25 protein-coding genes and 1 tRNA gene are annotated in these 23,768 nt (G+C 75.6%); 15 read left to right on the top strand and 11 right to left on the bottom strand.

Annotated elements, in window-relative coordinates:
• The first annotated feature begins 6 nt into the window (after positions 1-6).
• The 5 genes from LPA42_RS05920 (at position 7) to LPA42_RS05940 (ending at position 4,825) form a co-directional block, all read left to right on the top strand.
• Positions 7-837: a SigE family RNA polymerase sigma factor gene (locus LPA42_RS05920; RefSeq protein ID WP_228986387.1), complete on the top strand. Its 831-nt coding sequence runs from the start codon at positions 7-9 to the stop codon at positions 835-837.
• Between the two features lie 5 nt (positions 838-842).
• Positions 843-2,126, top strand: a complete 1,284-nt coding sequence (locus LPA42_RS05925; RefSeq protein WP_228986388.1) for a hypothetical protein — start codon at positions 843-845, stop codon at positions 2,124-2,126.
• A gap of 59 nt (positions 2,127-2,185) precedes the next feature.
• Positions 2,186-3,067, top strand: a complete 882-nt coding sequence (locus LPA42_RS05930) for a PHP domain-containing protein (protein WP_077938259.1) — start codon at positions 2,186-2,188, stop codon at positions 3,065-3,067.
• A 32-nt stretch (positions 3,068-3,099) separates the two neighbouring features.
• Positions 3,100-3,714 (top strand): MarC family protein, encoded by a 615-nt coding sequence (locus LPA42_RS05935; RefSeq protein ID WP_043961761.1) that lies wholly within the window; start codon positions 3,100-3,102, stop codon positions 3,712-3,714.
• A 289-nt stretch (positions 3,715-4,003) separates the two neighbouring features.
• Entirely contained in the window at positions 4,004-4,825 is an 822-nt protein-coding gene (locus LPA42_RS05940; protein ID WP_228986401.1) for a PD-(D/E)XK nuclease family protein, read from the top strand.
• 216 nt (positions 4,826-5,041) lie between these two features.
• On the opposite strand, the gene LPA42_RS05945 is transcribed toward LPA42_RS05940, so the two are convergent.
• Both LPA42_RS05945 and LPA42_RS05950 read right to left on the bottom strand, forming a co-directional pair.
• Positions 5,042-5,893 carry an oxygenase MpaB family protein gene (locus LPA42_RS05945; RefSeq protein ID WP_077938261.1) on the bottom strand — a complete coding sequence of 284 codons (852 nt, stop codon included), beginning with the start codon at positions 5,891-5,893 and terminating at the stop codon, positions 5,042-5,044.
• A 54-nt stretch (positions 5,894-5,947) separates the two neighbouring features.
• Positions 5,948-6,376: a Fur family transcriptional regulator gene (locus tag LPA42_RS05950; protein ID WP_077938262.1), complete on the bottom strand. Its 429-nt coding sequence runs from the start codon at positions 6,374-6,376 to the stop codon at positions 5,948-5,950.
• A gap of 126 nt (positions 6,377-6,502) precedes the next feature.
• Here LPA42_RS05950 and LPA42_RS05955 point away from each other — a divergent pair, with 126 nt between their 5' ends.
• Positions 6,503-6,985, top strand: a complete 483-nt coding sequence (locus LPA42_RS05955; protein ID WP_077938288.1) for a DUF2231 domain-containing protein — start codon at positions 6,503-6,505, stop codon at positions 6,983-6,985.
• A 158-nt stretch (positions 6,986-7,143) separates the two neighbouring features.
• Here LPA42_RS05955 and LPA42_RS05960 read toward each other — a convergent pair whose 3' ends face one another.
• Entirely contained in the window at positions 7,144-7,494 is a 351-nt protein-coding gene (locus tag LPA42_RS05960) for a hypothetical protein (protein ID WP_077938263.1), read from the bottom strand.
• Positions 7,495-7,569: 75 nt separating this feature from the next.
• On the opposite strand from LPA42_RS05960, the gene LPA42_RS05965 reads away from it, so the two are divergent.
• Positions 7,570-7,746: a hypothetical protein gene (locus tag LPA42_RS05965; protein WP_176734305.1), complete on the top strand. Its 177-nt coding sequence runs from the start codon at positions 7,570-7,572 to the stop codon at positions 7,744-7,746.
• Positions 7,747-7,881: 135 nt separating this feature from the next.
• Here LPA42_RS05965 and LPA42_RS05970 read toward each other — a convergent pair whose 3' ends face one another.
• The 3 genes from LPA42_RS05970 to LPA42_RS05980 all read right to left on the bottom strand — a co-directional run bounded on the left by LPA42_RS05970 (position 7,882) and on the right by LPA42_RS05980 (position 9,769).
• Entirely contained in the window at positions 7,882-8,397 is a 516-nt protein-coding gene (locus tag LPA42_RS05970; protein ID WP_091283184.1) for a flagellar biosynthesis protein FlgA, read from the bottom strand.
• A gap of 229 nt (positions 8,398-8,626) precedes the next feature.
• On the bottom strand, positions 8,627-9,064 hold the full coding sequence (locus tag LPA42_RS05975) for an FmdB family zinc ribbon protein (RefSeq protein WP_228986389.1): 438 nt from the start codon (positions 9,062-9,064) through the stop codon (positions 8,627-8,629).
• 18 nt (positions 9,065-9,082) lie between these two features.
• Positions 9,083-9,769 (bottom strand): 5-formyltetrahydrofolate cyclo-ligase, encoded by a 687-nt coding sequence (locus LPA42_RS05980; protein ID WP_077936020.1) that lies wholly within the window; start codon positions 9,767-9,769, stop codon positions 9,083-9,085.
• Between the two features lie 83 nt (positions 9,770-9,852).
• Here LPA42_RS05980 and LPA42_RS05985 point away from each other — a divergent pair, with 83 nt between their 5' ends.
• The 7 genes from LPA42_RS05985 to LPA42_RS06015 all read left to right on the top strand — a co-directional run bounded on the left by LPA42_RS05985 (position 9,853) and on the right by LPA42_RS06015 (position 17,105).
• On the top strand, positions 9,853-12,021 hold the full coding sequence (locus LPA42_RS05985) for a diguanylate cyclase (RefSeq protein ID WP_198956444.1): 2,169 nt from the start codon (positions 9,853-9,855) through the stop codon (positions 12,019-12,021).
• 9 nt (positions 12,022-12,030) lie between these two features.
• Positions 12,031-13,032 (top strand): UTP--glucose-1-phosphate uridylyltransferase, encoded by a 1,002-nt coding sequence (locus LPA42_RS05990; RefSeq protein WP_077936021.1) that lies wholly within the window; start codon positions 12,031-12,033, stop codon positions 13,030-13,032.
• On the top strand, positions 13,029-14,342 hold the full coding sequence (gene glp / locus LPA42_RS05995; RefSeq protein ID WP_043961769.1) for a gephyrin-like molybdotransferase Glp: 1,314 nt from the start codon (positions 13,029-13,031) through the stop codon (positions 14,340-14,342). The genes LPA42_RS05990 and glp overlap by 4 nt, the downstream gene beginning before the upstream one ends.
• 117 nt (positions 14,343-14,459) lie before the next feature.
• Entirely contained in the window at positions 14,460-15,101 is a 642-nt protein-coding gene (locus LPA42_RS06000; RefSeq protein ID WP_077936023.1) for a GNAT family N-acetyltransferase, read from the top strand.
• 179 nt (positions 15,102-15,280) lie between these two features.
• Positions 15,281-16,090: a hypothetical protein gene (locus tag LPA42_RS06005; protein ID WP_228986390.1), complete on the top strand. Its 810-nt coding sequence runs from the start codon at positions 15,281-15,283 to the stop codon at positions 16,088-16,090.
• 253 nt (positions 16,091-16,343) lie between these two features.
• Positions 16,344-16,417: transfer RNA gene (locus LPA42_RS06010), tRNA-Ala, on the top strand.
• A gap of 229 nt (positions 16,418-16,646) precedes the next feature.
• Positions 16,647-17,105 (top strand): hypothetical protein, encoded by a 459-nt coding sequence (locus LPA42_RS06015; protein ID WP_141722281.1) that lies wholly within the window; start codon positions 16,647-16,649, stop codon positions 17,103-17,105.
• A 111-nt stretch (positions 17,106-17,216) separates the two neighbouring features.
• Here the strand turns inward: LPA42_RS06015 and LPA42_RS06020 are convergent, their stop codons facing one another.
• On the bottom strand, positions 17,217-18,080 hold the full coding sequence (locus LPA42_RS06020) for an alpha/beta hydrolase (protein WP_077936025.1): 864 nt from the start codon (positions 18,078-18,080) through the stop codon (positions 17,217-17,219).
• A gap of 84 nt (positions 18,081-18,164) precedes the next feature.
• Between LPA42_RS06020 and LPA42_RS06025 the strand changes: the two genes are divergently transcribed.
• The gene (locus LPA42_RS06025) at positions 18,165-20,120 is read left to right on the top strand and encodes a BTAD domain-containing putative transcriptional regulator (protein ID WP_228986391.1); all 1,956 of its coding nucleotides are present in this window, start codon (positions 18,165-18,167) and stop codon (positions 20,118-20,120) included.
• A gap of 4 nt (positions 20,121-20,124) precedes the next feature.
• On the opposite strand, the gene LPA42_RS06030 is transcribed toward LPA42_RS06025, so the two are convergent.
• The 4 genes from LPA42_RS06030 to LPA42_RS06045 form a co-directional block, all read right to left on the bottom strand.
• Positions 20,125-20,664, bottom strand: a complete 540-nt coding sequence (locus tag LPA42_RS06030) for a hypothetical protein (RefSeq protein WP_077936027.1) — start codon at positions 20,662-20,664, stop codon at positions 20,125-20,127.
• A gap of 353 nt (positions 20,665-21,017) precedes the next feature.
• Entirely contained in the window at positions 21,018-21,923 is a 906-nt protein-coding gene (locus tag LPA42_RS06035; protein ID WP_077936028.1) for a hypothetical protein, read from the bottom strand.
• 5 nt (positions 21,924-21,928) lie between these two features.
• Complete coding sequence (locus LPA42_RS06040) at positions 21,929-22,687, bottom strand: class I SAM-dependent methyltransferase (RefSeq protein WP_077936029.1); 759 nt, start codon at positions 22,685-22,687, stop codon at positions 21,929-21,931.
• Between the two features lie 177 nt (positions 22,688-22,864).
• Positions 22,865-23,719: a hypothetical protein gene (locus LPA42_RS06045; protein WP_228986392.1), complete on the bottom strand. Its 855-nt coding sequence runs from the start codon at positions 23,717-23,719 to the stop codon at positions 22,865-22,867.
• Positions 23,720-23,768 lie beyond the last annotated feature (49 nt).

Genomic DNA, 23,768 nt, shown 5'->3' on the forward strand with positions numbered 1-23,768 from the left:
TGAGCGGTGGCCGCGAAAGACCCGCTGGAGGAGGAGTTCCGCGAGTTCGTCGCGGCCCGCTCCGGGGCGCTGCTGCGCACCGCATACCTGCTGACCGGCGACTGGGCCACGGCCGAGGACCTGCTCCAGACCGCGCTGACCAAGACCTACCTCGCCTGCAAGCGGCTCGGCGGCATCGAGGCGATCGAGCCGTACGCGCGCCGCGTCATGGTCAACACGTCAACGAGCTGGTGGCGGCGGCGCTGGCACGGTGAGCGGCCGACCGAGGTGCTGCCCGAACGCGCCGGGGTCGACGAGATCGAGCAGCAGCTCGACCGGGACGTGCTGTGGCGGCAGCTCAGGGCGCTGCCCAGCCGGCAACGTGCGGTGCTGGTGCTGCGCTTCTACGAGGACATGTCGGAGGCGCAGACCGCCGCGCTACTGGAGATCTCGCCGGGCACCGTGAAGAGCCAGACCTCCCGGGCGCTGGCCACCCTGCGCCGACGGCTGGGCGCACAGGCCGCCCTCGACCTGACCGACGCCGCGCCGCAGCCGCAGCCCGACGGGCGGGCGGGCAGCCGTCCCACCCCCCGGACGCGGCCCGCGGAGGCCGCCCGCCTCCGGCCCGCCAGACAGGCCGAACCCGCCGCCGCCCGTCCCGCCCCGGCGACCCCGTCCCGTCCCGCCCCGACGGTGCCCACCGCGCCGCGCCCGGCCCGGGCGGGGGCGCCCGCCGCGTCCACCACGAGCGGAGCCGGCCCTCGTCCCGCCCCGGCCGGCGGCGCGCCGCTCCCGGTGCCCGTCGAGCCCGTCGGTGCCCCGGTGCCGGCCGAGGCCGTCGGCGCGGAGCGGAGGTGAGCGGGGTGGCCGGTCCCGGTGACAACCGGACGCCCGTTCCCGCGCGTCCAACAGTCGTGACGGCGGACGAGCTGGAGCGTGCGCTCCGGGAGACCCTCTCCCGGCAGGCCGCCGCGCCGCTGCCGTGCACCGTGGACCCGGCCGGCCTGGCCATCCGGCGGGCCACCCGCACACGCCGCCGCCGGGTCGTCACCGGCACCGCCCTGGCCGGGATGGCCACGGTGCTGGTCAGCGCCGGCGTGGTGCAGCTCAGCCCCCAGGCAACCCAGCCCACCCCGCCGACCGTGGTGCTCGGCGACCCGCGCGGCTCCTCCTGGACGGTCCCGGAACCGGTGCCGAGCCCGTCGGGCGGATCACCCCGAGCGGCCCTCGGGCCGGCCGGCGGCGCGGTCGACCTGGTCGTCGACGGCACCCTCTACACCGCCGGGAACACGAACATCCCCCTCGGGGTGGCCGACGCCGACCGGGCGCAGCGCGTACCGGACAAGGGGGGTTGGCTGGTGGTGGGCGCGCCCACCGTCGCCGGCCGGGCCCTGCTGTCCGTGCACGCCGACGGCAGCACCAGGGTGCTGCTCGCCGGCGCGGAGGCGATCGCCGTCGCCCCCGACGGCGGCCAGGTCGCCTGGCGCGACGGCGACCGGCTCTCCATCGCCGGGATCGTCGGCGACAAGCTCGTCGCGGTCGCCGGCACGACGGCGCCCGGCGCGGCCGTGCCGGTCGGCTTCGCCGGCAACTCCGTCCTGGTGCGCCGCGATCCGGCCCGACCCGGGTACGCGCTCTGGCATCCGGCCGCGGGCGGGCTCCCCACCGCGGGCTGGCGCGACGTCCTCGCCGTCCACGGGGCGCTGCCGGACGGCCGGCTCGTCGGCCTCGTCTCCGCCGGCACGCCCCGACGCCCCTGCCTGGCGCTGCTCGACCCCAACCGGGCGCTGGCGACCATCCGCTCGGCCTGCGGGCCGACCCTCAGCTCCGACGGGCTGGGCGGGGTCTCCGCCGACGGCCGCTGGCTGCTGCTGAACGGCCGCACCGGCTCGTCCGACGTCACCGGGGCGCTCCTGGTCGACCTCGCCACCCTCGGCGGCACGTTGGTCGCCCGTCCCGCCGGCCCGACGCTGGCCGGCGCGGTGTGCTGGACGCCGGCCGGCACCGCCTGGTATGCCGACGCCCGGGGCGGGCTGGTGCCGGTGCGGCCCGACCGCGTGGTCGCCGGAGAGCGGGCCGCCGCCAGCCCGTTGACCGGCGTCGAGCCGGCCGGCCGGCCGGTGATCGTCACCGACCCGGCACCCTGACCGGCCGGCGGCGTCGACCCGGCACTCTGGCAGGCCGGCGGCACCGATAGCGTCGGGCGATGACCCCGCCCCCGGTGCCGGCCGCCGCCCGGATCGACCTGCACGCCCACTCGACGGCCAGCGACGGCACCCTCACGCCGGCCGAGCTGGTCCGGGCGGCCGGCGAGGCCGGCCTGGACGTCGTGGCGATCACCGACCACGACACCACCGCCGGGTGGGCGCCCGCCGTGGCCGCGTTGCCGCCCGGCCTCACCCTGGTCCGGGGCGCGGAGATCTCCTGCCGCTGGCACGGTGCCGACCCGCCGGTGGCGCTGCACCTGCTTGCGTACCTCTTCGACCCGGCGGAGCCGGAGCTGGGCGCGGAGCTGGCCCGGGTGCGGGCCGCCCGCGAGGTGCGCGGGGAACGCATCGTGGCGCTGCTGCGCGCCGACGGCGTCGAGCTGAGCTGGCCGGAGATCCTGGCCGGGGCGGGCGGCGGGACGGTGGGTCGCCCGCACATCGCCCAGGCTCTCATCCGCGCCGGGCTGGTGGCCACCACCACCGAGGCGTTCGGGCCGGAGTGGCTGGGCGAGCGGTACCGGCTGCCCAAGGACGACATCGACGTGTTCCGGGCGGTCCGGCTGGTGCGGGCCGCGGGCGGCGTGCCCGTGTTCGCCCACCCGAGGGCGAGCCGGCGCGGCCGGATCGTGCCCGACGAGCTGATCGTCGAGCTGGCGGCGGCCGGGCTCGCCGGCCTGGAGGCCGACCACGAGGACCATTCCCCGGCCGAGCGGGCGCACGTGCGGGCGCTCGCCGCCGAGCTGGGCCTGTTCGTCACCGGCTCGTCGGACTTCCACGGCACGCACAAGACCGTCCGGCTCGGCGCGTTCACCACCTCGCCCGAGGTGTACGGGCGGATCGTGGCCGAGGCCACCGGCGTGACCCCCGTCGCTTCGGCCTGATCCGTCTCCACCTGCGCGGCTACCCTCTCCGGGTGGATCTGAAGCTCTTCGGTGAGGTCTTCGTGACCCTGCTGGTCATCGTCGACCCGCCGGGCATGATGCCGATCTTCCTCGCGCTCACCGGCCCCCTGGCCGCCCGGGACCGCAACCGGGCCGCCTGGCAGGCGGTGGCCCTGGCGCTCGGCGTGATCGTGGTCTTCGCCGTGGCCGGGCAGACCCTCCTCGCGTATCTGCACGTCGACCTGCCGGCGCTCCAGGCGGCCGGCGGGCTGCTGCTGATCCTCGTCGCGCTGGAACTGCTGACCGGCAAGGCCGACGACCCCACCCAGCAGGCCACCTCGAACATCGCCCTGGTGCCGCTGGGCACCCCGCTGCTGGCCGGACCGGGCGCGATCGTGGCGACCATGCTCTTCGTCCAGCAGGCCGACCGGGCGCTCGACTACGGCGCCATCGCCGCGGCCATCGTGGCGGTGATGCTCACCGTCTGGGTGGTGCTGCGCTTCTCCGGCGGGATCGTCAAGATCCTGCGCCCGGGCGGGATCGAGGTGCTCACCCGCATCGCCGGCCTGCTGCTCGCCGCGATCGCGGTGCAGCTCATCGCCGACGCCATCGCGGCCTTCGTCACCCAGTACACGAGCGCGACCTGACCCGGGACGCGGGCGTGGCCTGAGCCGGGGCGGCGGGCGGGCCCGATCCGTGCCCGCGCCCGGCCGGAGCCGGTGCCCGGTCGTGACTGATCCGGCGGTGCGACCCGCCGGGCGGGTCGGAGCGGCTGTCGTAGCCGGGTGGCAGGATCGCGGGGTGCGACCAGCCTCCTCATCCGGCCGCCCCGCCGGTCGACCCGCCGCCGGGGCGGGCCGGACCCCGCGCCCCCGCGCCGGCCAGCCCGCCCAGTCCCGCCCGGCCGCCCAGCCCGAGCAGCTCGGCTTCGACGGCATGCCGGAGCGGCTGTTCGTCTGCACCCCCAGCAAGCTCGGCGCGTACGCGGACTGCCCCCGCCGCTACCGCTACTCGTACGTGGACCGGCCCGCGCCGCCGAAGGGCCCGCCGTGGGCCCACAACTCGCTGGGCGCGAGCGTGCACAACGCCCTGAAGAACTGGTATGCCCTGCCCGCCGACCGCCGCCGCCCGGAGGCGCTCGCCGGGCTGCTGCGGGGCACCTGGGTACGCGACGGGTTCCGCGACGACGAGCAGGAGCGCGACGCGTACCGGCGGGCGTTGGCCTGGCTGGAGTCCTACGCCGAGACGCTGGACCCGCAGGCCGACCCGGTCGGCGTCGAGCGGGTGGTGGCGGTCAGGACGGCGGTGCTGGCGTTCAACGGGCGCGCCGACCGGATCGACCTCCGCCCCGGCGCGAGCGGGCCGGAGCTGGTCATCGTCGACTACAAGACCGGCCGCACGGGGCTGGACGCCGACGACGCGCGCGGCTCGCAGGCGTTGGCGCTCTACGCGTACGCCGCCGAGCGGGTGTTCCGTCGGCCGTGCCGCCGGGTCGAGCTGCACCATCTGCCCACCGGCACGATCGCCGCCCACGAGCACACCGTCGAGTCGCTGGCCCGGCAGGTCACCCGCGCCGAGGAGACGGCGCGGGACATCATGGCCGCCGAGCGGGCCGTCGCCGACGGGTCCGACCCGGACGACGCCTTCCCGGCCGAGCCGGGGCCGCGCTGCGGCTGGTGCGACTACCGCCGCGCCTGCCCGGCGGGCGCGCAGACACCGGGGAAGGATCCCTGGGCGGCCATGGACCGCCGGGACTGACCCCGGCCTGGCCCGGGCCGGCGGGCCCGCCGACCCGGGCCGGCCCGATCGGCCTCGGGCGCGCGGGGCGGGCGTGTCATGTCGGGCTGATGGCGGTATCCGAGCGGCGGGATGCCGCCATGTCGGCGACATGACGCCGAGCCCTCGGCCCCGGGCAGGCCCGGGGCCGAGCGGGCGGGGCCCGACCGAGGCCGGCCCGCGGCGGGCCCCGACCGGTCAGCGCGGAGTCAGGCGGGCGGCCCGTTCCTTCGCCGCCTGCTGCAACGGCCCCTCCCGCCAGCGCTGCGGCAGGGCCGCCAGCGCCAGCCGCAGGGCGCGGACGGTCAGGTCGGCCGACAGCTCGGTGGTCGGCAGCCCCAGGCCGCCGTACAGCCGGCGGGCCCAGGGCGGCAGCAGCGCGAACGCGGTGCCGGCGACGCCGAAGTACGCCAGCCGGGCCGGCCCGAGGTTCAACCCGACCCGGGCCGGGAGGTTGAGCTTCCACGGCAGGGGCGGGGCGGTGAGGAAGACGGCCGTCTCCGCCGCCTCCCGGGTCATCCGCAGCGCCGGCCGGATCTGCCGGTAGTAGTCCGCGACCTCGGCCGCCGTGCCGGGCACGTCCGCCGGGTCCAGCCCGACCAGGGCCGCCGCCCGGCGCTGCTCGGTGTAGTAGCCGTCGACCTCCGCGTCGGTCAGCGGCAGCCCGGCCCGGCGGGCGGTGCTCAGGAACGACTCGACCTCGGTGACGTGCACCCAGCGCAGCAGCTCCGGCTCGTCGATCCGGAACTCCTCCCCGGTGTCCGGGTCGGTGGCCCGCATCCGGCCGTGCAGCCGCCGCAGCCGGGCCCCGGCGGCCTCGGCCTCGGCCGTGGTGCCGTAGATGGTGGTGGCGACGTAGGTGGCCGTCCGGACCAGCCGGCCCCACGCGTCGGTGCGGTAGTTGCTGTTCTGGGCCACCCCGGCCATGGCCCGGGGGTGCAGCGCCTGGAGGTAGAGCGAGCGCAGGCCGGCGACGATCAGGATCGGCTCCTCGTGCACCTTCCACGTGACCGATCCCGGACCGAACAGGCCGAGGTCATCGGAGTCCACCCGACCAAGGGTGCCACGCCCGGCCGCGTGCCCGGGCGGGGCGGGACGGCGGTGTCAGTCGTCGGCGCTGCGGCGGGCCTGGCAGGTCGGGCAGAGCCCCCAGAAGGTGACCTCCGCCTCGTCCACCTCGAAGCCGTGGGCGATGTTCGGGTCGAGGCAGGGCTTCTCGCCTACCGCGCAGTCGATGTCGGCGATCTCGCCGCAGCCCCGGCAGACCACGTGGTGGTGGTTGTCGCCGGCCCGCGCCTCGTACCGGGCGGGACTGCCGGCCGGCTCGATCCGGCGGGACAGCCCGGCGCGGGACAGCGCGCCGAGGACGTCGTACACGGCCTGGGTGGAGACGGAGTCGAGGCGTTCCCGCACCCGCCGGGTGATCTCGTCGACCTCCAGGTGACCGCCGGCGGAGAGGACGTCCAGCACGGCGAGGCGCGGCCGGGTGACCCGCAGGCCCCTCGACCGCAGCAGTTCCTCGCCACCGGACATGAGGTCAATGACAGCATGGGGTGCACCGGGCGACAAGCGAGCTCCTGACCTGGGTGGTCCGGGCCACAGCCGCCGGGGCGGCGTACGCTGACGCCGCGGGGATCACGTCCACGGCCGGAGGTGTCGGTGTTCAGGGAGATCAACGGGCTGCCAAGCCACATCCTGGTGATCCACGCGGCGGTGGTGTTCGTGCCGCTGCTCGCGTTGCTGGCCAGCGCGTACGGGCTGGTGCCGAGGTGGCGTCCCCGGCTGGGCTGGGCGGTGGCCGGCCTCGCGGTGCTGACCCCGATCGTCACCTGGGTGTCGACCGAGACGGGCGAGGCACTGGAGGAAGCGTTCGAGGAGAAGGGCTTCGACCAGGCCCTGCTCGCGCAGATCCACGAGCATTCGGAGTACGCCGAGACGCTGCTCTGGTTCACCGTGGGGCTCGCCGTGGCCGCCATCGCCCTGCTGCTGGTGACCCGCAACGACGACCGGATCTCCCGGCTGCCGTCCTGGGCGCCCCTGCTGCTGACGGTCGTGGTGGTCGTGCTGGGCGTGGCCTCGCTGGTCTACGTCTTCCTCACCGGGGACTCCGGCGCCGAGGCGGCCTGGGGCCGGGTGCTCTGAGCCGACGCGGCCCGGGCCGGACGGGGCAGGTCAGCCGGCCCGGGCCGCGCGGCCAGCGGACGCCCGAAGCGGTCAGCGGACGCGCGGAAGGGCCAGCGGAACGCCCACGAGCGGTCAGCGGACCACGCGAACGGTCAGCGGACGCCCGGGAGCCGCGGTCAGCGGAACGCCCGCGAGCAGAGCAGGCAGAGCAGGGCCAGCAGCACCACGCCGGCGACCGCGCCGACGCCCCAGGTGACGTGCTGGGCCTGCTGCTCGACCGCGTCCAGCCCGGCCATGTCCTGCGGCGGCAGCTGCCGGGGCGGCGCGGCCCGCACGTGCAGCGGGGGACGCCACCCGGGTGGCGGCGGTGTGGTGGGCGGCGGCCCGCCGTAGCCGGTGGGCGGGTCGACGCCGGCCGGGCCGGGCCCCGGTGGGCGCGGCGGGTCGTCGGTCGCGCCGCCGTCGGCCGGGTCGGGCGGGCGACGCCAGTAGTCGTCCTCGGGGCGGTCACCGCTGGGCGTGGTCACGCCGACCGACGCTACCAACCGTCCGGCCGGGTGGCCGGTCGGACGCGGGCCGGAACCCGGGTAGTCTTGCCGCTCGTGAGCATCGACCCGGGGGCGCAGGCGCGCGGCGACGACGACCGCGCCGTCGACCTGAGTGAGGACTTCGTGGTGCTGCCCGAGCAGACGGCCGACGACACGGACCGGGGCTGGGGCGAGACGTCCGGCGGCAACGACGACTGGCTGCTCGCCGAGCGCCCCCCGCACTGGAGCTGAGCGCCGCCGAGGCATCGCGTCGGAGGTGACGGCGGCCCACCCCCCGCGCCGGAGTTGACGGCCGGCCCCCCCGCGCCGGAGCCTGCGGCCGGCTCCCCGGGCCGGCTGTGCCCGACCGGTCGGCCGGCAGGGGCGTCATCCCCGCACCACGATCGCGAAGCGGCTGCCCTCCGGGAGCCCGACGGCGCGGTGCGCCTGCTCGGGCCGCAGCGCCAGGTAGAGCGCCGAGGAGCCGTCGGTCGCGCCGGCCCCGACCACATCGAGCACCAGCGCCCGGGGTGCCAGCAGGTCGGCGTCGCCGGCCTGTCGACCGGCCGGTACGGCGAGCAGGTCGACCCGGGCCCCGGGGCGGACGACCGCGAGCGCGGCCGGCTCGGCCAGCCGGATCGGCACCCCCACCGCCCCGTCGGGCAGCGGCAGGGCGGCCGGCGACGCGGCGGGATCGGAAGCCGCCTCGGCGGGCGGTGGCGCGGCGGGGCCGGGGGAGCGGTCGCCGGTCGGCGGCGGGCAGCCGGACGGGGTGTGCAGGACCGCCGCGGCGAGCCCGAGAAGGGCGGCGACCAGCGCGGCGCGCAGCAGCGTCGCCCGCCCCGGCAGCCGGGGCCGGCGCAGCGGCCGCAGTGATCCCGTGTCCGCCCCGGCGTTCCCCATCCGGCCCTCCCGCCCGCCCCCGGCACCAGTGCGGTGCCGGGAGCAGCAGGTTAGGCCGCGCGGGGGCCGTCCCGCCCGGCCCGGGCCGGGACCTGTGGACAACGAGGCGGCCTGTGGACAACCCCCACCCGGGCCGATGATCTGCTATGGCACGGCCACGGCGTGAATCTTGGAAGATTCCGGCCCCCGGAGGGGCCCGCTTCTTCCAAGATCTCCTATGTCCGGAGCGTCAGGAGGCGCTGGAGGCGGGGGCCTTGGCCGTGCCGCTCGACGAGGACGAGCCCGACGACCCCGACGAACCGGAGGCCCCCGAGGAGCCCGACGCCGAGCCCGAGGACCCGGACGAGCCCGACGACGCCGAGGAGTTGGCGGACGAGCCGCCCGACGTGCCCGACGAGCCGGAGTCGCCGCCGGAGGACGACTCCGAGGCGGCCGGCTTGCCCGAGCCGTTCTTGGCCGCGTCCGAGCCGGAGCGGGAGTCGGTGCGGTAGAAGCCCGAGCCCTTGAAGACGATGCCGACGGAGTTGAACACCTTGCGCAGCCGCCCCGCACACGCCGGGCACTCGGTCAGCGGCTCGTCAGAGAAGGACTGCACCGCCTCGAGCTGCTGGCCGCACTCGGTGCAGGCGTACTGGTACGTGGGCACGGTCTCCTCCGGATCTGGCACAGCCGGTTGGCACTCGACTCATTCGAGTGCCAATGGTGCGTCATCGGACCCGGGTTCGTCCAGCGGAAGTGCCCGGACCGACACGGAGTCGCCCGTCAGCGTACGCAGCCCGCCGGAGGGGCTCACCACCGCGCGGACGGGCCGGTCGTGCGGCTCGGCGGGCAGCCGCGCGACCAGCTCGCCGTCGTGCAGCAGGGCCACCGTCAGGGCGTCCGTGCCGACGCGGGCCAGCGCCCGGTCGTAGCTGCCGCCGCCGCGCCCCAGCCGCCGCCCGCGCCGGTCCACCGCCAGGGCGGGCACCACCACCAGCCGCGCGTCGGCGACCGCCGCCCGGCCGAGCCGGGGACCCGTCGGCTCCCGCAGGCCGCGTCCGGCCGCGACGAGGCAGCCCGGCCCGGTGTACGCCGCCCAGTCCAGGTCGAGGTCGTCCCGGAGCACGGGCAGCAGCAGCTCGCCGCCCGGCGGCAGCGCCGCGCGCAGCGCCTCCGGCAGCTCCGGCCCGCCCGGCTCCGAGCCGACGGGGACGTACGCGGTGACCCGGGCCGGGCGCAGCCGGCGTACCAGATCGGTCAGGGCGGCCCGGACGCGCGCCGCGGCCGCCGCCCGCGTCGGGGCGGGCAGCGCGCGGCGGCGGGCGAGCAGCTCCACCCGCGCCTGCCGCTTCGCCTCGTGGGTCACTTCCGCTTCATCAGAAAAATCCGGCACGCAACACTCCTGACGCAACGTTTGTCTCGCGGTCGCACTGTGTCAGCATCGCTACATCGGGCGCGGAACTTCCGGGGGGAGCGTTGACGCTACGCGGGCGGTTGACGGCGGCCTTCCTCACGGTGGTGCTCGGCCCGGTCCTGCTCGGGGCGTTCTTCGTCGGCCTGACCATGACGACCGTCGACCGCAACCGGGCGGCCGAGCGGCTCGGCCTGGCCGCCGCGACCGTGCGTACCTCGGTCGACGCCCTCTGCCAGCAGCTTCGCGCGGCGGCCGACGCGGTCGCCCTGGCCCCCGATGCGGCCGGACGGGCGGGCACGGCCGGGCAGGTGGTCGGCCGGGGCCTCGCCGCCGCCGTGCTCGTCACCGACGTGGCCGGCGTCCCGACCTACGCCACCCCCGGCGCCCCGGCCGCGCCCTGGCGGGACTGCGGTGCCGCCGACCCGGCCGCCGGGCCGGTCGCGGCGCTCGCCGCCCGGGTGGCGCTGCGCGACCGGGCCGGCGGCGACCTGGGCGCGGTCGTCACCGCCCAGCCGGTCGACCCGGGCCTCGTCGCGCGGCTCGCGGCGGTCACCGGCGTCGCGGTCACCCTCCTCGACGGCGCGCCCGGCTCCGTCGGGGCCGCGCACACCACCGAGGCCCCGGCCGTACGCGACGGGGTGCTCGCCGCCGCGCGCCGGGCCGCCGGCGACCGGGTCGCCGCCACCGGCGATGGCCGGTACGTCCGCCGCGTCCTCCCCGCGCCGGGCCAGCCGCTGCCGCTGGTGCTCTCCGTCCCCAGCGAGCAGCCCCCCGACCTGTACGCGGCGCTGGTCGGCGCGGTGCTGCTGGCCGGGCTGCTGGCGGTGGCCGCCGCCTGGCGGCTGGCCCGGGTCACCACCCGCCCGCTCGTGGAGCTGGCCGGCGCGGCGGACCGGGTGGCCCACGGCGACCTCGCCACCCGGGTGCCGGTGCGCAGCCGCGACGAGCTGGGCCGGCTGGCCGGCGCGTTCAACCGGATGACCCGGGAGACCGGCATCTACGTGCAGGCGCTCACCAGCAGCCGGGACCAGCTGCGCGGCCACCTCGCCGTGCTCGGCGACACCCTGGCCAGCACCCACGACCTGCAACGGATCCTGCGGGTCATCCTGCACAGCGCGATCGCGGCCACCGGGGCGCGGGCCGGTGCGGTGCTGCTGGTCGACGGCGGCGTCCTGGTCGGCCGGTGCGCCGAGGGGCTCGACGGGCGCTGGTCGCCCGACGCCGGTGCGGAGGCGGATGCCGTCGGCGCGGCCGGCCTGCGGGTGCCCGTCGGCGCGGGGATCGTCGGCGCGGTGGCGGCGACCGGCCAGCCGCGCCGGGGACGGGCCGACCCGGTGGCGGAGGCCGCCGGGGAGCCGCGCTGCGAGACGTACGTCGCGGTGCCCTTCGCCGCCCCCGGCGGCCCGGCCGACCCGGGCATCCGGTCCGGCGTGGACCCGGGCACGCCCGGCGGCCCGGCGGCGGCGCTCGGCGTGCTGGTCCTCTACGACCGGCTCGGCGGGGACGAGTTCGACGACGCCGACCTGGAGACCCTGCGGACCTTCGCCGGGCACGCGGCGGTGGCGGTCGACAACGTGCGGCTGCACGAGGAGGCCCAGCGGTTGTCGCTGACCGACCCGCTCACCGGGTTGTGGAACTACCGCTACCTGCGCGAGTCGATCCGCCGGGAGGTGGAGCGGGCCAGCCGGTTCGGCCGGATGCTGAGCGTCCTCGCCCTGGACCTGGACCGGTTCAAGGAGGTCAACGACACCTGGGGGCACGCCGCCGGGGACGCCGTGCTCGTCGAGTTCGCCCGCCGGGTGCGGGGCGAGATCCGCGAGGTGGACCTGGCCTTCCGCCAGGGAGGGGAGGAGTTCGTGGTGCTGCTGCCGGAAACCGACGCGCGGGGCGCGGCGATCGTCGCCGAACGGCTCGGCGCGGCGACCCGGGACACCCCCGTTCCGGTGGACTCGGGCGGCGGGGCGCGGATCCGGGTGACCGTCTCCGTCGGCATCGCCGTCTACCCGGACCACGCCTCCACCGGCGAGCAGGTCCTCGACGCGGCCGACGACGCCCTGTACGCGGCGAAGGCGGCGGGCCGGGACACCTGGCGGCTGGCCGAGGCGCGGCCCTGGCCGCCGGTGGAGGAACTGGCCGTGCCGGCCGGTTCGGTCAGCCCGGCCGACGGCCTGCCCCGGGCCGGCGGCGCGTCTTCCGGTCCTCACCCGTCGCAACACGGCCTTGGCCGATAGTCTCGCGACATGTCGGAGCACTCAGCGAACCCCTCAGCGGCCACCGCAACCGGTCGTTCCCGCGCGGTCAAGGCCGTCATCCCGGCCGCCGGCCTGGCCACCCGGTTCCTGCCGGCCACCAAGGCGGTGCCCAAGGAGCTGCTGCCGGTCGTCGACCGGCCGGTCCTGCAGTACATCGTCGAGGAGGCCACCCAGGCGGGCATCGGCGACGTGCTGCTGATCACCGGGCGCGGCAAGACATCGATGGTGGACCACTTCGACCGCCGGCCCGACCTGGAGGCCCGGCTGGAGTCCAAGGGCGACGCCGAGCGGCTGGCCGCGGTGCGCCGCCCCAGCGAGCTGGCCGAGATCTACACGTGCCGGCAGCCGGAGCAGCTCGGCCTCGGCCACGCCGTCGGCTACGCCGAGTCGCACGTCGGCGACCAGCCCTTCGCGGTGCTGCTCGGCGACGAGTTCGTCAAGCCGTCCGAGCCGCTGCTGCCGGCGATGCTGGAGCTGCAGGCCCGCACCGGCGGCATCGTGCTGGCCTTCTTCGAGGTCGACCCGGCCGAGACCAAGCGGTACGGCATCGCCTCCGTCGAGCCGGCCGAGCCGGAGCTGACCGACATCGGCGAGGTCGTGAAGGTCACCGGCATGGTCGAGAAGCCCAAGCCGGAGGAGGCCCCCAGCAACCTCGCCGTCCTCGGCCGGTACGTGCTGCCGGGGCGGATCTTCGACGCGATCCGGCGCACTGAGCCGGGCAGCGGCGGCGAGATCCAGCTCACCGACGCGATGGAGCTGCTGCGCACCGAGGGCGTCCCGGTGCACGCGATCGTCTACCGGGGCACCCGCTACGACACGGGGATGCCGCTGGGCTACCTCCAGACGGTGGTGCAGCTCGCCTGCGAGCGCGAGGACCTCGGCGCGGAGTTCCGCAAGTGGCTCGCCGAGTTCGTCAACAACGGCGACGAGACCGTCACCGACATGATCCTCAACGGCATGCGCGACTCGTCGGGCGGTCCTAATACATGACCGCGACGGCCGACGCCGAGGCGGCCGCGAACGAGTTGACGCCGCTCGCCGACTACCTGGGCAGCGTGCTGCGCAGGTTACGCGCGCTGCCTCCGCTCGACCTCGACCTCACCCAGGCGTACGGCAACGTCCTCGCCGAGGACGTCGTCGCGCCGCACTCCTACCCGGCCTTCGACCAGGCGGCCGTCGACGGGTACGCGGCGCGCTGGGACGACCTCTCCGGCGCGGGCCGGGCGGCGGGCGGATACGCCGGCCGCTCCGGCCCGTCCGGGTCCCGCACCGTGCGGCTCAACGTGGTCGGCGACCTCGGCGCGGCGAGCTGGCGGCCGGTGCGGCTCACCCCGGGGGCCTGCTTCTCGGTGGCCGCCGGCGCCCCGCTGCCGATCGCCGCCGACGTGGTGGTGCCGGTGGAGTGGACCGACCAGGGCATGGCCGCCGTGGAGATCTTCCGCACCCCCAAGCGGGGGTACGGGGTGCGCCGCGCCGGTGAGGAACTGCCGGCCGGCACGCTGCTCGCCCGCGCCGGCACGTACGTCTCCCCGGCCCTGGTGGCCGTCTTCGCCGCCACCGGCATCGGGCACGTGGTGGTGCGGCCCAGCCCCCGGGTGGTCATCGTGGCCACCGGCGACGAGCTGGTCGACGTGGGCCGGGGCAGCCAGCCCGGCCAGGTAGTGGACGCCAACTCGCACGCCCTGACCGCCGCCGCCGCCGAGGTGGGCGCGCTGGCGTACCGGGTGGGGATCTGCGACGACGACCCGGAAGGGCTGCGCGGGCTGCTGGAGGACCAGACCCTGCGGGCCGACCTGATCATCACCACCGGCGGCACCGGCACCGGGCCGGGCGACATGGTGCGCCGCATCCTGTCCCGCCGGGAGGGCGGCCGGGCCGGGCCGGTCACCTTCACCGAGGTGGCCCTCTATCCCGGCACCGCTCTCGGGTTCGGTACGGTCGGCGCCGAGGAGGTGCCGGTGGTCTGTCTTCCTGGTGAACCCGGCGCGGCGCTGATCGGCTTCGAGGTGCTGGCCCGGCCCGCCATCAACCTGTTGGCCGGGGCCGAGCCCGTGTTCCGGCCGAGCGTGCGCGCGCACCTGCTGGAGACCATCACCTCGCCCGGCGGGCTGCGCGAGTTCCGCCCCGCGCACGTCGCCGAGCGGCGTGGCGGCGGCTACACCGTCCAGCCGCTGCCGGGCGGGAAGTTCACCCTGTCCGGCCTGGCCGAGGCCAACGGGCTGATGGTGCTCGGCGAGCGGGTCACCACGGCCGCCGCCGGCTCCACCGTGGACGTCCTCCTGCTGGACCGGCGCCGGTGAGCGCGAGGAGTGAGCTTGCGGGCCCCGCAGTCGCGAGCGAAAGGTCGGCTCGGTGAGCGCGAGGAGTGAGCTTGCGAGCCCCGCAGTCGCGAGCGGAGGACCGGCCCGGTGAGTGGACTGTGGTCGGGGCGGTCGCCGGGGTGGCCGGTGGTGCTCGCGGACGGCCCGGTGCTGCTGCGACCCTACCGACGCTCGGACGCGGCGGCCTGGTCGGAGGTGCGCCGCACCAACCGGGCCTGGCTGGCCCCGTGGGAGTCGGCGCTGCCCGGCAACTGGGACGAGCTGAACTCCCCGGCGGCGTTCCGCTGGGTCCACAAGGACCAGCGCCGCTCGGCGCGCACCGGCGAGGGGATGCCGTTCGCCGTCTGCCTGCGTGAGCACGGCGGGGAGCGGCTGGTCGGGCACCTCAACGTGGGCAGCATCGTCCGGCGGGCGTTCTGCTCGGCGTACGTCGGATACTGGGTGGACTCCCGGGTGGCCGGCCGGGGCGTCATCCCCACCGCGCTGGCGCTCGCCGTGGACCACGCGTTCGGCCCCGGCGGGCTGCACCGGATCGAGGTGAACATCCGGCCGGAGAACAAGCCGTCCCGCCGGGTGGTGGAGAAGCTCGGCTTCCGCGAGGAGTCGTACCACGTGCGTTACATGCATATCGACGGTGCGTGGCGCGACCACATCGGATACGCCATGACCAGCGAGGAAGTCGCCGCCGAGGGCGGCCTGCTGGCCCGCTGGCACCGGCTGCGCGCCACCGCGGGGTGAACCGTCCCACCCCCGCCTGATCGGCGCGGCGCACAATCAACGTGGTCGGCGGCCCGTAACCTCAAGTAACTGCAAGCTGCGGCAAGCGCTGCACGACCGCATGTTCGACCGCCCGGAACGGGGTCCGTCGAAGATCCTGCGGTCGTACGGCGGTTGCCCCGAACTTGGTGACGGGAGGGGTGAGGGTGCCGACCTCGGTGCTCCTCGCCGTCCTCGCCGCCGCCGGTCTGCTCGCCCTCGCGCCGGCGCTCGTTCGCCGGTACGACGCCACCGAGCGGCTGGTGGCGGAGCGGGCGCAGTCGACGGCGCGGGTGCTCCAGCGCCGCCGGCGGCGACGCACTGTCCCCGGGCGCCGGCCGGTCAACCCCTCCCGCTCCCTTGTTGTCACCCTCAGTGAAGACGCGAGTACGGGCGGTCTCTCCGCCCCCGTCTCCGCCCCCGTCTCCGCCCCGCCCGCCCCGACGCGGCGGCGGGGCCGGTTGCGCGCCGTGCCCCCGGCCGCGAAGTCCCGTCGACGGGCCGCGCCCCGCCGCCGGCCGCACACCCCGGCGATCTACCGCAGGCGGCGGGTGCTCGCCGCCCTGCTGCTGCTCAACGTCGTCGAACTGATCGGGGTTGCCGTCGTCGGCCCCGGCTTCTGGATCGGCTTCTCCGTCACGGCCACCCTCCTGGTGACGTACGTGGTGCACCTGCGCAAGCGGGCCCTCGCCGAGCGCCGCCGCCGACGCGCCCACGCCCGGGAGGCCGCCTGGCTGGCCGCCCGGCAGGCCGAGGTGCGCCGGGAGCAGGCTCGCCGCGCAGCGGCCCGCCGGGAGGCCCAGCGCCGCCTAGCCGCCCAGCGCGAGGCGGTACGCCGCACGGCGATGGGCCTGGACCGTCCCGCCGACCTGCCGCCAGCAGCCAGCAGCGGCGGCTCGGTGTCGTACCGGCGGGCAGGCGGGCTGCGGGGCCGCCCGTACCAGTCGGGCCGCACCTCCCACTCGGCCTGACCGCCTTGATCGGCTCCACGTCGGCGCGGCCTTGATCGACTCGCGCTTGATCGACTCCATGTCGGCGACACGGCGGTATCCCGGCCCCTCGGACCCCGCCATGTCGCCGACATGGTGAGCGTCGACCGGGCCCGTGAGCAGGCATCGGCCGGGTCGGCGGGGTGGATTCGCCTGGCGGGCGGGTGTGCTGTTAGTCTTGTCGCCGGCCCGCCTGGTGCAAGCCAGGTGGGACCGAAGCCGGTTCGCCGGCGGAGGGGCTGTGGCGCAGACCGGTAGCGCACCTCGTTCGCATCGAGGGGGTCAGGGGTTCAAATCCCCTCAGCTCCACCCAGTTCAAAGGCCGTCTCCGTAGTTCGGAGACGGCCTTTTTCGATTTTGTGCATCACGTCCGCCTCCGGCGGTGCTCAGAGGGCGTGTTGCGGTCGAGCAACCTTCCCCGGCGTTGTCCGGGGTTTGACCGGTTTCGATCTGTGGGCTGGACGCCGCAGCTCCGGACCGGAAACATGAACGCCGTCCGTGAGCGAAAGGGCATCGTTGCGTGAGGAGAGGCTCCGGTATGCGCGTTTCTGTCAGGATCTTCGGTGTCGGGGTGGCTTCGGCCGCGCTGCTGGTCGCCAGCCCGATGCCCGCCATGGCCGAGGACGGTTCCGTCTACGCGCGGGTGTGGACGTACCCGTCCGGCGGCAGCGGCGAGGGCGGCGAGACGCGGGCGGACCTGAACTTCACCTCGGCACGTTCGGTGACGTACAACAACTGGACCATCAACGACATCTGCCCCGGTGACAACTACCGCGTCATCGCGCGGGCGCGCGCCCAGCTCCGGGACGGCTCGTGGGCAAACGGCACGTGGCACGAGGACGACGGCACGTGCGACAGCGACGCCTGGGGCCCGTACGACGGCAAGGAGCTGAACACCTCCCGCGACATCATGAAGGCCGGGCTGCAGGTCTGCGTCGACCTCGGCCCTTCGCTGAAGTGCGAGGCGGAGTACCGGGACAACGGCCACACCTCGTAGGTGGCGGCCCGGATCGGCCCGTGGGTCGTAGCCGAGGCCCCCGGCTCCCCGTCGACCCTCCGGTGAAGCCGGGTGGTCGACGGGAGCCGGGGCCCGGGTGCTGGCGCTCGCTCAGCGGGTCAGCAACGCGCGGATCTCCCCGGCGACCAGGCCGGGAGCCTCCTCGGCCATGAAGTGGCCGCACGTGACCGGGACGTGGTGGAGGTCCGGGGCCCACGCCTTCCACAGCCCGGCGGCGTCGAAGCCGAGCATGGAACCCCAGTCCTGCTGGAGCACGGTGACCGGCATGGTCAGGGTGCGACCGGCGTCGCGGTCGGCCTGGTCGTGTTCGATGTCGATGCCGGCCGAGGCCCGGTAGTCGGCGACGATCGAACCGATGGCGGCACGGGCGGCGTCGAGGTAGGCGCGGCGGATGTCGGCGGGGATGGCCTGCGGGTCGTTGGTCCACAGATCGAGGAAGTAGCCGAAGAAGTCGTCGGAGGCCCCGGCGATCATCTTCTCGGGTAGGCCGGGCGGCTGGGCCATCAGATAGAGGTGGAAGCCGACCTGCGCGCTGACTCCGTGCATGACGTTCCACATGTCGAGCGTCGGCAGCACGTCCAGCGACGCCAGGTGCGTGACGTGCTCCGGGTGGTCGAGCCCGGTACGGATCGCGACCAGCGCACCCCGATCGTGCCCGACGAGGGCGAACCGGTCGTGGCCCAGCGCCTTCGCGACGGCCACCACGTCGGCGCCCATGGTCCGCTTGGAGTAGGTGTCCGGCCCGTCCTCGGCCGGCTTGTCGCTGGCGCCGTACCCACGCAGGTCGGGACAGATCACGGTGTGCTCCACGGCCAGGTCGGCGGCGACGTGCCGCCACATCAGGTGGGTCTGCGGGAAGCCGTGCAGCAGGACGATCGGGCTGCCCGAGCCGGCCACGGCGGTGTTGAGCTCCACGCCGTCGGCGACGGGGACGCGTACGTAGTCGAACTTCATGATTCGCACCTTTCGCTCGCGGGTCGACAACCACTGTCCGAGGTTCGGATGAGCAGCGGATGAGCGCCGGGATAGCGTGGCTCCGTGCGCCGTGGGCCTGTCACGTTCGGCGTTCTCGGCCCGGTGGTCGCCGAGGACGCACAGGGGCGTCCCGTCGCGTTGAAGGGCCCCATGCACCGCGCGGTACTGGCCCGACTGCTGGTGGCCCGCCGCCGGGTCGTACCCGTCAGTGATCTCGTCGATGATCTGTGGGTGTCGCCTCCGGACGGCGCGGTGTCCGCCGTGCGGACCTTCGTCGCGGCGCTGCGCAGGGCGGTCGAGCCGGACCGTCCGCCGCGGGCACCGGCCACCCTGCTGGTCACCCAGGGCCTCGGGTACGCACTGCGCTGCGAGCCCGACCAGGTGGACGCCTGGCGGTTCGAGCGGGCCGTCACCAACGCCGGCACCATGGACGCGGCCGCAGCGCTGGTCCGGCTGGACGAGGCGCTCGCCTGGTGGCGCGGTCCCGCGTACGCCGACTTCCCGGACGCCGCCTGGGCGCGGGCCGACCGCTCCCGACTCGCCGAACTGCGCCTGCAGGCCGTCGAAGGGCGGGCCCAGGCCCGGCTCGACCTGGGGCGGGCCGCCGAGGCGGTCCCCGACCTCGACGAGCATGTCATCGCGCATCCGTGGCGGGAGCAGGGGTGGCGGCTGTTGGCGCTGGCCCTGTATCGGTCGGGTCGGCAGGGCGATGCCCTGGCCGTCCTGCGTCGGGCCCGTGAGCTGCTCGCCGGCCACCTGGGCGTGGAGCCCGGCCCGGCCCTGCGCGAGCTGGAGACCGACATCCTGCGGCAGGAGCCGCGCCTGGCCGGGCCCGCCCGACCCGATCCGGCCGGGGAGGTGTTGATGCGGGCCGTCGCCGCCTACGACCGGGTGCTCGCCGGTGGTGCCCGGGTTCGGCTGGAGTCGGCGGTCGGCCTGCTGCGCAACCTCGCGGTGACCGGAGCGGGTGGCCTGGTGGCGGCCCGGGAGCAGCGCGCGGCGACGATCGCCGCCGCCGAGCAGCTCGGCGACCCGGCGTTGACCGCGCGGGTGATCGGCGCGTACGACGTGCCGGCCAGCTGGCCGCGCGCCGACGACCCCGCGCATGCCGCCGGCATCGTCGCCGCCGCCGAACGGGCCCTCGCGGTCCTCCCCCCGGGCGGCCCCGACCCGGTCCGGGCCCGGCTGTTGGCCACGATCGCGATCGAGTCGCGCGGCACCCGTGACCTGCGGCCACGCGAGTACGCCCAGGAGGCCGAAGCAATCGCCCGCGAGTTGGACGACCCCGCGCTGCTCGCGTTCGCGTTGAACGGCGTGTTCATGCAGAGCTGCCACGACACCGGTGGCTCCGTGCATCGCGACCGGATCGGCGCCGAGCTGGTGCGCCTGGCGCACCGGCACGGCCTGGCCTCCGCGGAGGTCCTCGGCCACCTGATTCGGCTGCAGTCCAGTTGCGCGACGGCCGCGTTCGACCGGGCCGACCGGCACGCGGAGGCCGCCGACGACCTGGCCGGTCGGCACGAGCGTCCCCTGGTCGGTGTGTTCACCCAGTGGTATCGGGCACTGCGCGCCGACGTCGCCGAGCGGGCGTCGGTCGCGCGGGCCGAGGCGCTGTACCGTGGTGCGGCGGCCCGGCTGGACGAGGCGGGAATGCCCGGCATGCGCGACGGCCTGCTGCCGCTGGCGCTGCTCGGCCTGCGCCTGCGCCGTGGCCTGCCGCTCGCCTCCGCGGACGACCAGTGGGGGCCTTACGAGCCGTGGGTGCGTCCCCTGCTCGAACCGGGTCGAACCGCGCTCGCCGACGTGCCGGACCCACCTGCGGACCTGCTCGCCGAGGCGCTGTGGTGCCTGTTCGGGCGGGCCGCGATCGCCGCAGCCGACCGGGCCGCCATGGTACGGGCCAGGCGGGCGCTCGCCCCGGCAGCGGCCGAGTGGGCCGGCGCGTCGAGCGGGGCACTGACGGTCGGCCCCGTCGCGGATCAGCTGGCGGCGCTGGACGCGGCGCTGCGACCCGGCTGACTCGTCAGAGGTAGGCGATCTCGCTGAAGGTGAGCGGGATGAAGCTGGTGGGACCGCCGTAGGTCCAGGTGATGTAGGCGTCCGCGCCGGTGCGGTATTCGCCGGACATCCGGGGGTATTCGGTGTCGGCGCTCGCGGTGGTGGTGCTGTAGCTCGTGTGGGTGTTGTAGGTGACCTGGCTGCTGTAGCGGAACAGGGCGACCTCGACCTGGATCGCGTACACGGGCTGGGTGCACCGCACGGTCGCGATGCCCTCCTCGCCGCCGCCGTACGGGCCGCCGTAGTAGACGAAGGGCTTGGACGGGGTCAGCGTGCAGGTGATGTCCAGCGCGCCCACCTTGGCCGTCGCGACGAGCGGACCGCGAGCGGTCGTGGCCTGCGCGGAATAGGTCGCGGTGCCGGCGGAAAGTGGGGAGCTCTGGTTCTTCGCCGCGCTGCCCGCGGCCTGGCTCGGCCCGGCGACCGCGAGCAGTGCGGCCGACAGAGCGACGGTGGACAGTGCGGCGCAGGCCCGGAGGGCCCAGCTTGGACGTACTTTCGTCATTACGCGTCCTTCTGTGTCGTAATCGAGCGGGTCGGGGAGGTGCTGGAGTCGGCCGGTTTCGACGAATGCGGCAGATCGGTTGCTCTATTCCGTGGCACCGGAATGATGCACGCATATTTGCGGGCGTGCGCGGGGAAAAGGGGCATGATGAGTATTCGGCTAATCTGCCGCGTGTCGAACCCGCCTGGTCAGAGTCTCGCAGTGGCCCGACTGTCACGCAAGATTGTGGCGCGCCCGCCGATTCGAGTGTCGCAATTCTGTCCGAGTTAATCGATTAATTGTTTCGGATCGCGTTTGCGGCGCATGGGAAAAACGGTATTGCGGGAATCGCAATTCCCGTTGGCTGGCCCGCGTCAGCCGAGGCCGAGCCGGTGCAGGGCGAGCGCCATGAACCCGCGTACCGACCGGTCCCAGCCGGGCACCTCGGCGTCGAAGCCCGCGCTGTGGGCCTCGACGAGGACGTCGAGGGCCCGGTCGGGCAGCCGGTCGCCGAGCCGACGGGCCAGTGCGACCGCGGCGGTGACCCGGACGACCGCGGTGTTCGCCGAGAGCAGCCCGCTCAGGCGGGCGTCGGTCCCCGCCGAGTCGACCGGACAGTGGCCGAGGGTGAGGTTGGCGCTGGCCCGGGCGGCGGCGTGGGCCTCGTCGGCGGAAACCGCGACGAGCCCGGCCAGGGCCGCCTCGTCGGGCGCGAACCAGGCGAGCAGCTCGGCGGCGTGCCCGGCGAGCTGCGGGTCCGGCTCGGCGAGCCAGCGGACGTACCGGTCGGTGTGCCTTGCCCCGGCGTGGAAGGCGTCGGCCGCCCAGCGGACCGCCGCGTCGCCGGCCAGGCCCGCGATCTCGTCGTGTTCGCACAGGTCCCCGGCCGCCAGGTGGCGGGCCACCAGCGTCGCCTGGTCGTCGGTGATGCCGTCGGCGGCGGCAAAGGCCCGGCGCGGGTCGAATGGCAACGCGTCGTCGCGCCGGTCGCCGAGCACCACCGCGCGGAGCAGGCCGACCACCTCCGCCCGGTCGCCGGTGGTGGGGTCGTCGGCGAGCGCCGCCAGGAACGGCACCACATGGCGGCTCGCCTCCCACCGCGTGCCCTGGTGGTGGACGGTGCCGGACAACTCGGACCGCGCGCGGCTCCGGGTCGGCGCGTCCGCCGACCGCAGTGCCCGCAACTGGCCCGGTACGTCGGCGGCCGGCCCGTACGCGTGGTGCAGCGACCCCCACGGGATCCGGTCGAGCCCGGCCAGCGGGTCGGTGGACCCGGCCACGCCCGTCAGCGTCGTTCGAGCGTGAGCAGCGGCTCGGACAGCGGCGGCGACGGCGCGTCGGGGTCGGCGGCCACGGCCTCCTCGATGCTGCGCAGGCCGGCCTCCACCTCGTCGGGGTCGAGCTGGGAGAAGAACGAGAGCGCGCGCAGGCGCAGCCGGTCGAGCACGTCGGCCCGGGTGCCCTCGGACGGTTGGGTGACCGTGCCGAAGCCGGTGACCCGCCAGCCGGCCGCCGTGAACATCTCGATGACCTCGTGCAGCGGCTGGAACTGCGCGAGGTCCGCTTCGAGGCCGCGCGGGAAGTGGTCGAGCCACCAGGGCTCGGGGTGGTGGTCGCTGAAGTTGCCGCGCAGCAGCAGCCGCCCGGCCGGCCTGAGCACCCGGGCCAGCTCCCGGACCGCGCGGGGCTTGTCCTGGACGTGGTGCCAGGACAGGAACATGAGCGCGTAGTCGGCGCTGCCGTCCGGCACGGGCAGGTCCTCGGCGGAGCCCGCCAGGTAGCGCACGTCGGGGTGCGGGGGCTGCGCCTGGGCCACCTCGCGCATGCGTACCGAGGGTTCGACGCCGGTGACCGGCCCGAACGCGCGCGCCAGCGCGGGGGTGAACCGGCCGGTGCCCGACCCGACGTCCAGCCCCACCAGTGGCCGCCGCTGCGGCAGCGCGGCGGCGAACGCGCTCAGCCACGCCCCCAACTGCGGCTCGGTGAGCGCCCGGCCGCGCGCGTAGTGCTGGTGCTGCTCCCGGTCGTAGTCGACCCGCCTCATGCGCCGCTCCCTCGCCAGTGCCGGCAGGCCGTCCCGGCGAGCCCGACCCGCCAGTCAGACCTGTGTCCGATGTATCGAGACGATACATCGGAACGATACTGAGCGGTGCCCGACAGGACCACGAGCGGCGGGCCGGAACCGCCGGGCCACCAGGCCCGGTGGCCCCGGCCCGCCGGGTCAGCTGGCGCAGATGCCGTACGCGTTGAGGCTCCACGAGCCGGCGAAGCCGTCGGCGTCCTCGTGCGCCCCCACCCGTACGGTGGTGCCCCCGGTGATGTTGACGGCGCTGAGCAGCACCTGACCGTTGCCGGCGTTGATGTCCGCGCCCGCGCTGTAGAGCCCCTTGCCGGCCGGGCACGACTTGAAGGTGCTGTCGGACGGGTCGCTCGCGCCCGTCCCCGTCACCACGATCCGCTCCAGCCCGGCGGGCGCGGTGGCGCAGACCGCGATCGCGGTGGCGCTCCAGCCGGCCGGCGAGGTGCCCTGCACGGCGACCGCCCGGACGGTCACCGAGGTCAGGTCGAACGACGGCACCACCTGGTCGAGCACGACGTCGCCCAGGCCGCTGTTGACCCGCCCGCCCATCCCGATGACCTTCTTCGTCCCGCAGCTCGCCGTCACGTACTCCGTGCCGGCCGCCCCGGTCGTGGCCACGACCTGGTAGCCGGCCGGCGCGGTGGCGCACTGGGCGAGGGCCTGGAGCCCCCAGTCGCCGGCGAAGTTGACCGGCCCGACCTCCCGCATCGTCGCGATGAAGCCGGTGCCGTTCGCCAGCGGCTCCAGCCGGTCCAGCCCGACCCGACCGGCGGCCGACGAGCCGGCGGGGAGGAAGCCGCCGCCCCCGGTGACCACCTTGCCGACCGGGCAGGACGCGAGCGCCGACTTGTCCACGCTGCTCTCGGCCGCCGACTGGGTGACCGTCTCCAGCCCGGCCGGCGTCGCCGAGGCCGGCGCCGCCCAGCCCATGGCGGCGATCACGACCGCCGTCGACGCGACGACCGTCAGCGCGCCCTGTCCCCTGGTAACTCGCATGTCGCTCTCCCTGTCCACCGTGGCCGACGTCGTGCCGGCCCGTCTCTCG

Origin of the sequence: Micromonospora sp. DH13, assembly GCF_020873825.1 — a bacterium.
In the GTDB taxonomy this organism is placed as follows: Bacteria; Actinomycetota; Actinomycetes; order Mycobacteriales; family Micromonosporaceae; genus Micromonospora; species Micromonospora haikouensis.

Excerpts from the sequence above, each read along its gene's own strand:
- LPA42_RS05950 (WP_077938262.1), bottom strand. The coding sequence starts at position 6,376 with ATGTCCGGTGGCGAGGAACTGCTGCGGTCGAGGGGCCTGCGGGTCACC.
- LPA42_RS06020 (WP_077936025.1), bottom strand. The coding sequence starts at position 18,080 with ATGAAGTTCGACTACGTACGCGTCCCCGTCGCCGACGGCGTGGAGCTC.
- LPA42_RS05940 (WP_228986401.1), top strand. The coding sequence starts at position 4,004 with ATGCCGGAGCGGCTGTTCGTCTGCACCCCCAGCAAGCTCGGCGCGTAC.
- LPA42_RS05990 (WP_077936021.1), top strand. The coding sequence starts at position 12,031 with ATGTCGGAGCACTCAGCGAACCCCTCAGCGGCCACCGCAACCGGTCGT.
- LPA42_RS05930 (WP_077938259.1), top strand. The coding sequence starts at position 2,186 with ATGACCCCGCCCCCGGTGCCGGCCGCCGCCCGGATCGACCTGCACGCC.
- LPA42_RS05970 (WP_091283184.1), bottom strand. The coding sequence starts at position 8,397 with ATGGGGAACGCCGGGGCGGACACGGGATCACTGCGGCCGCTGCGCCGG.
- LPA42_RS06015 (WP_141722281.1), top strand. The coding sequence starts at position 16,647 with ATGCGCGTTTCTGTCAGGATCTTCGGTGTCGGGGTGGCTTCGGCCGCG.
- LPA42_RS06040 (WP_077936029.1), bottom strand. The coding sequence starts at position 22,687 with ATGAGGCGGGTCGACTACGACCGGGAGCAGCACCAGCACTACGCGCGC.
- LPA42_RS06030 (WP_077936027.1), bottom strand. The coding sequence starts at position 20,664 with ATGACGAAAGTACGTCCAAGCTGGGCCCTCCGGGCCTGCGCCGCACTG.
- LPA42_RS06045 (WP_228986392.1), bottom strand. The coding sequence starts at position 23,719 with ATGCGAGTTACCAGGGGACAGGGCGCGCTGACGGTCGTCGCGTCGACG.
- glp (WP_043961769.1), top strand. The coding sequence starts at position 13,029 with ATGACCGCGACGGCCGACGCCGAGGCGGCCGCGAACGAGTTGACGCCG.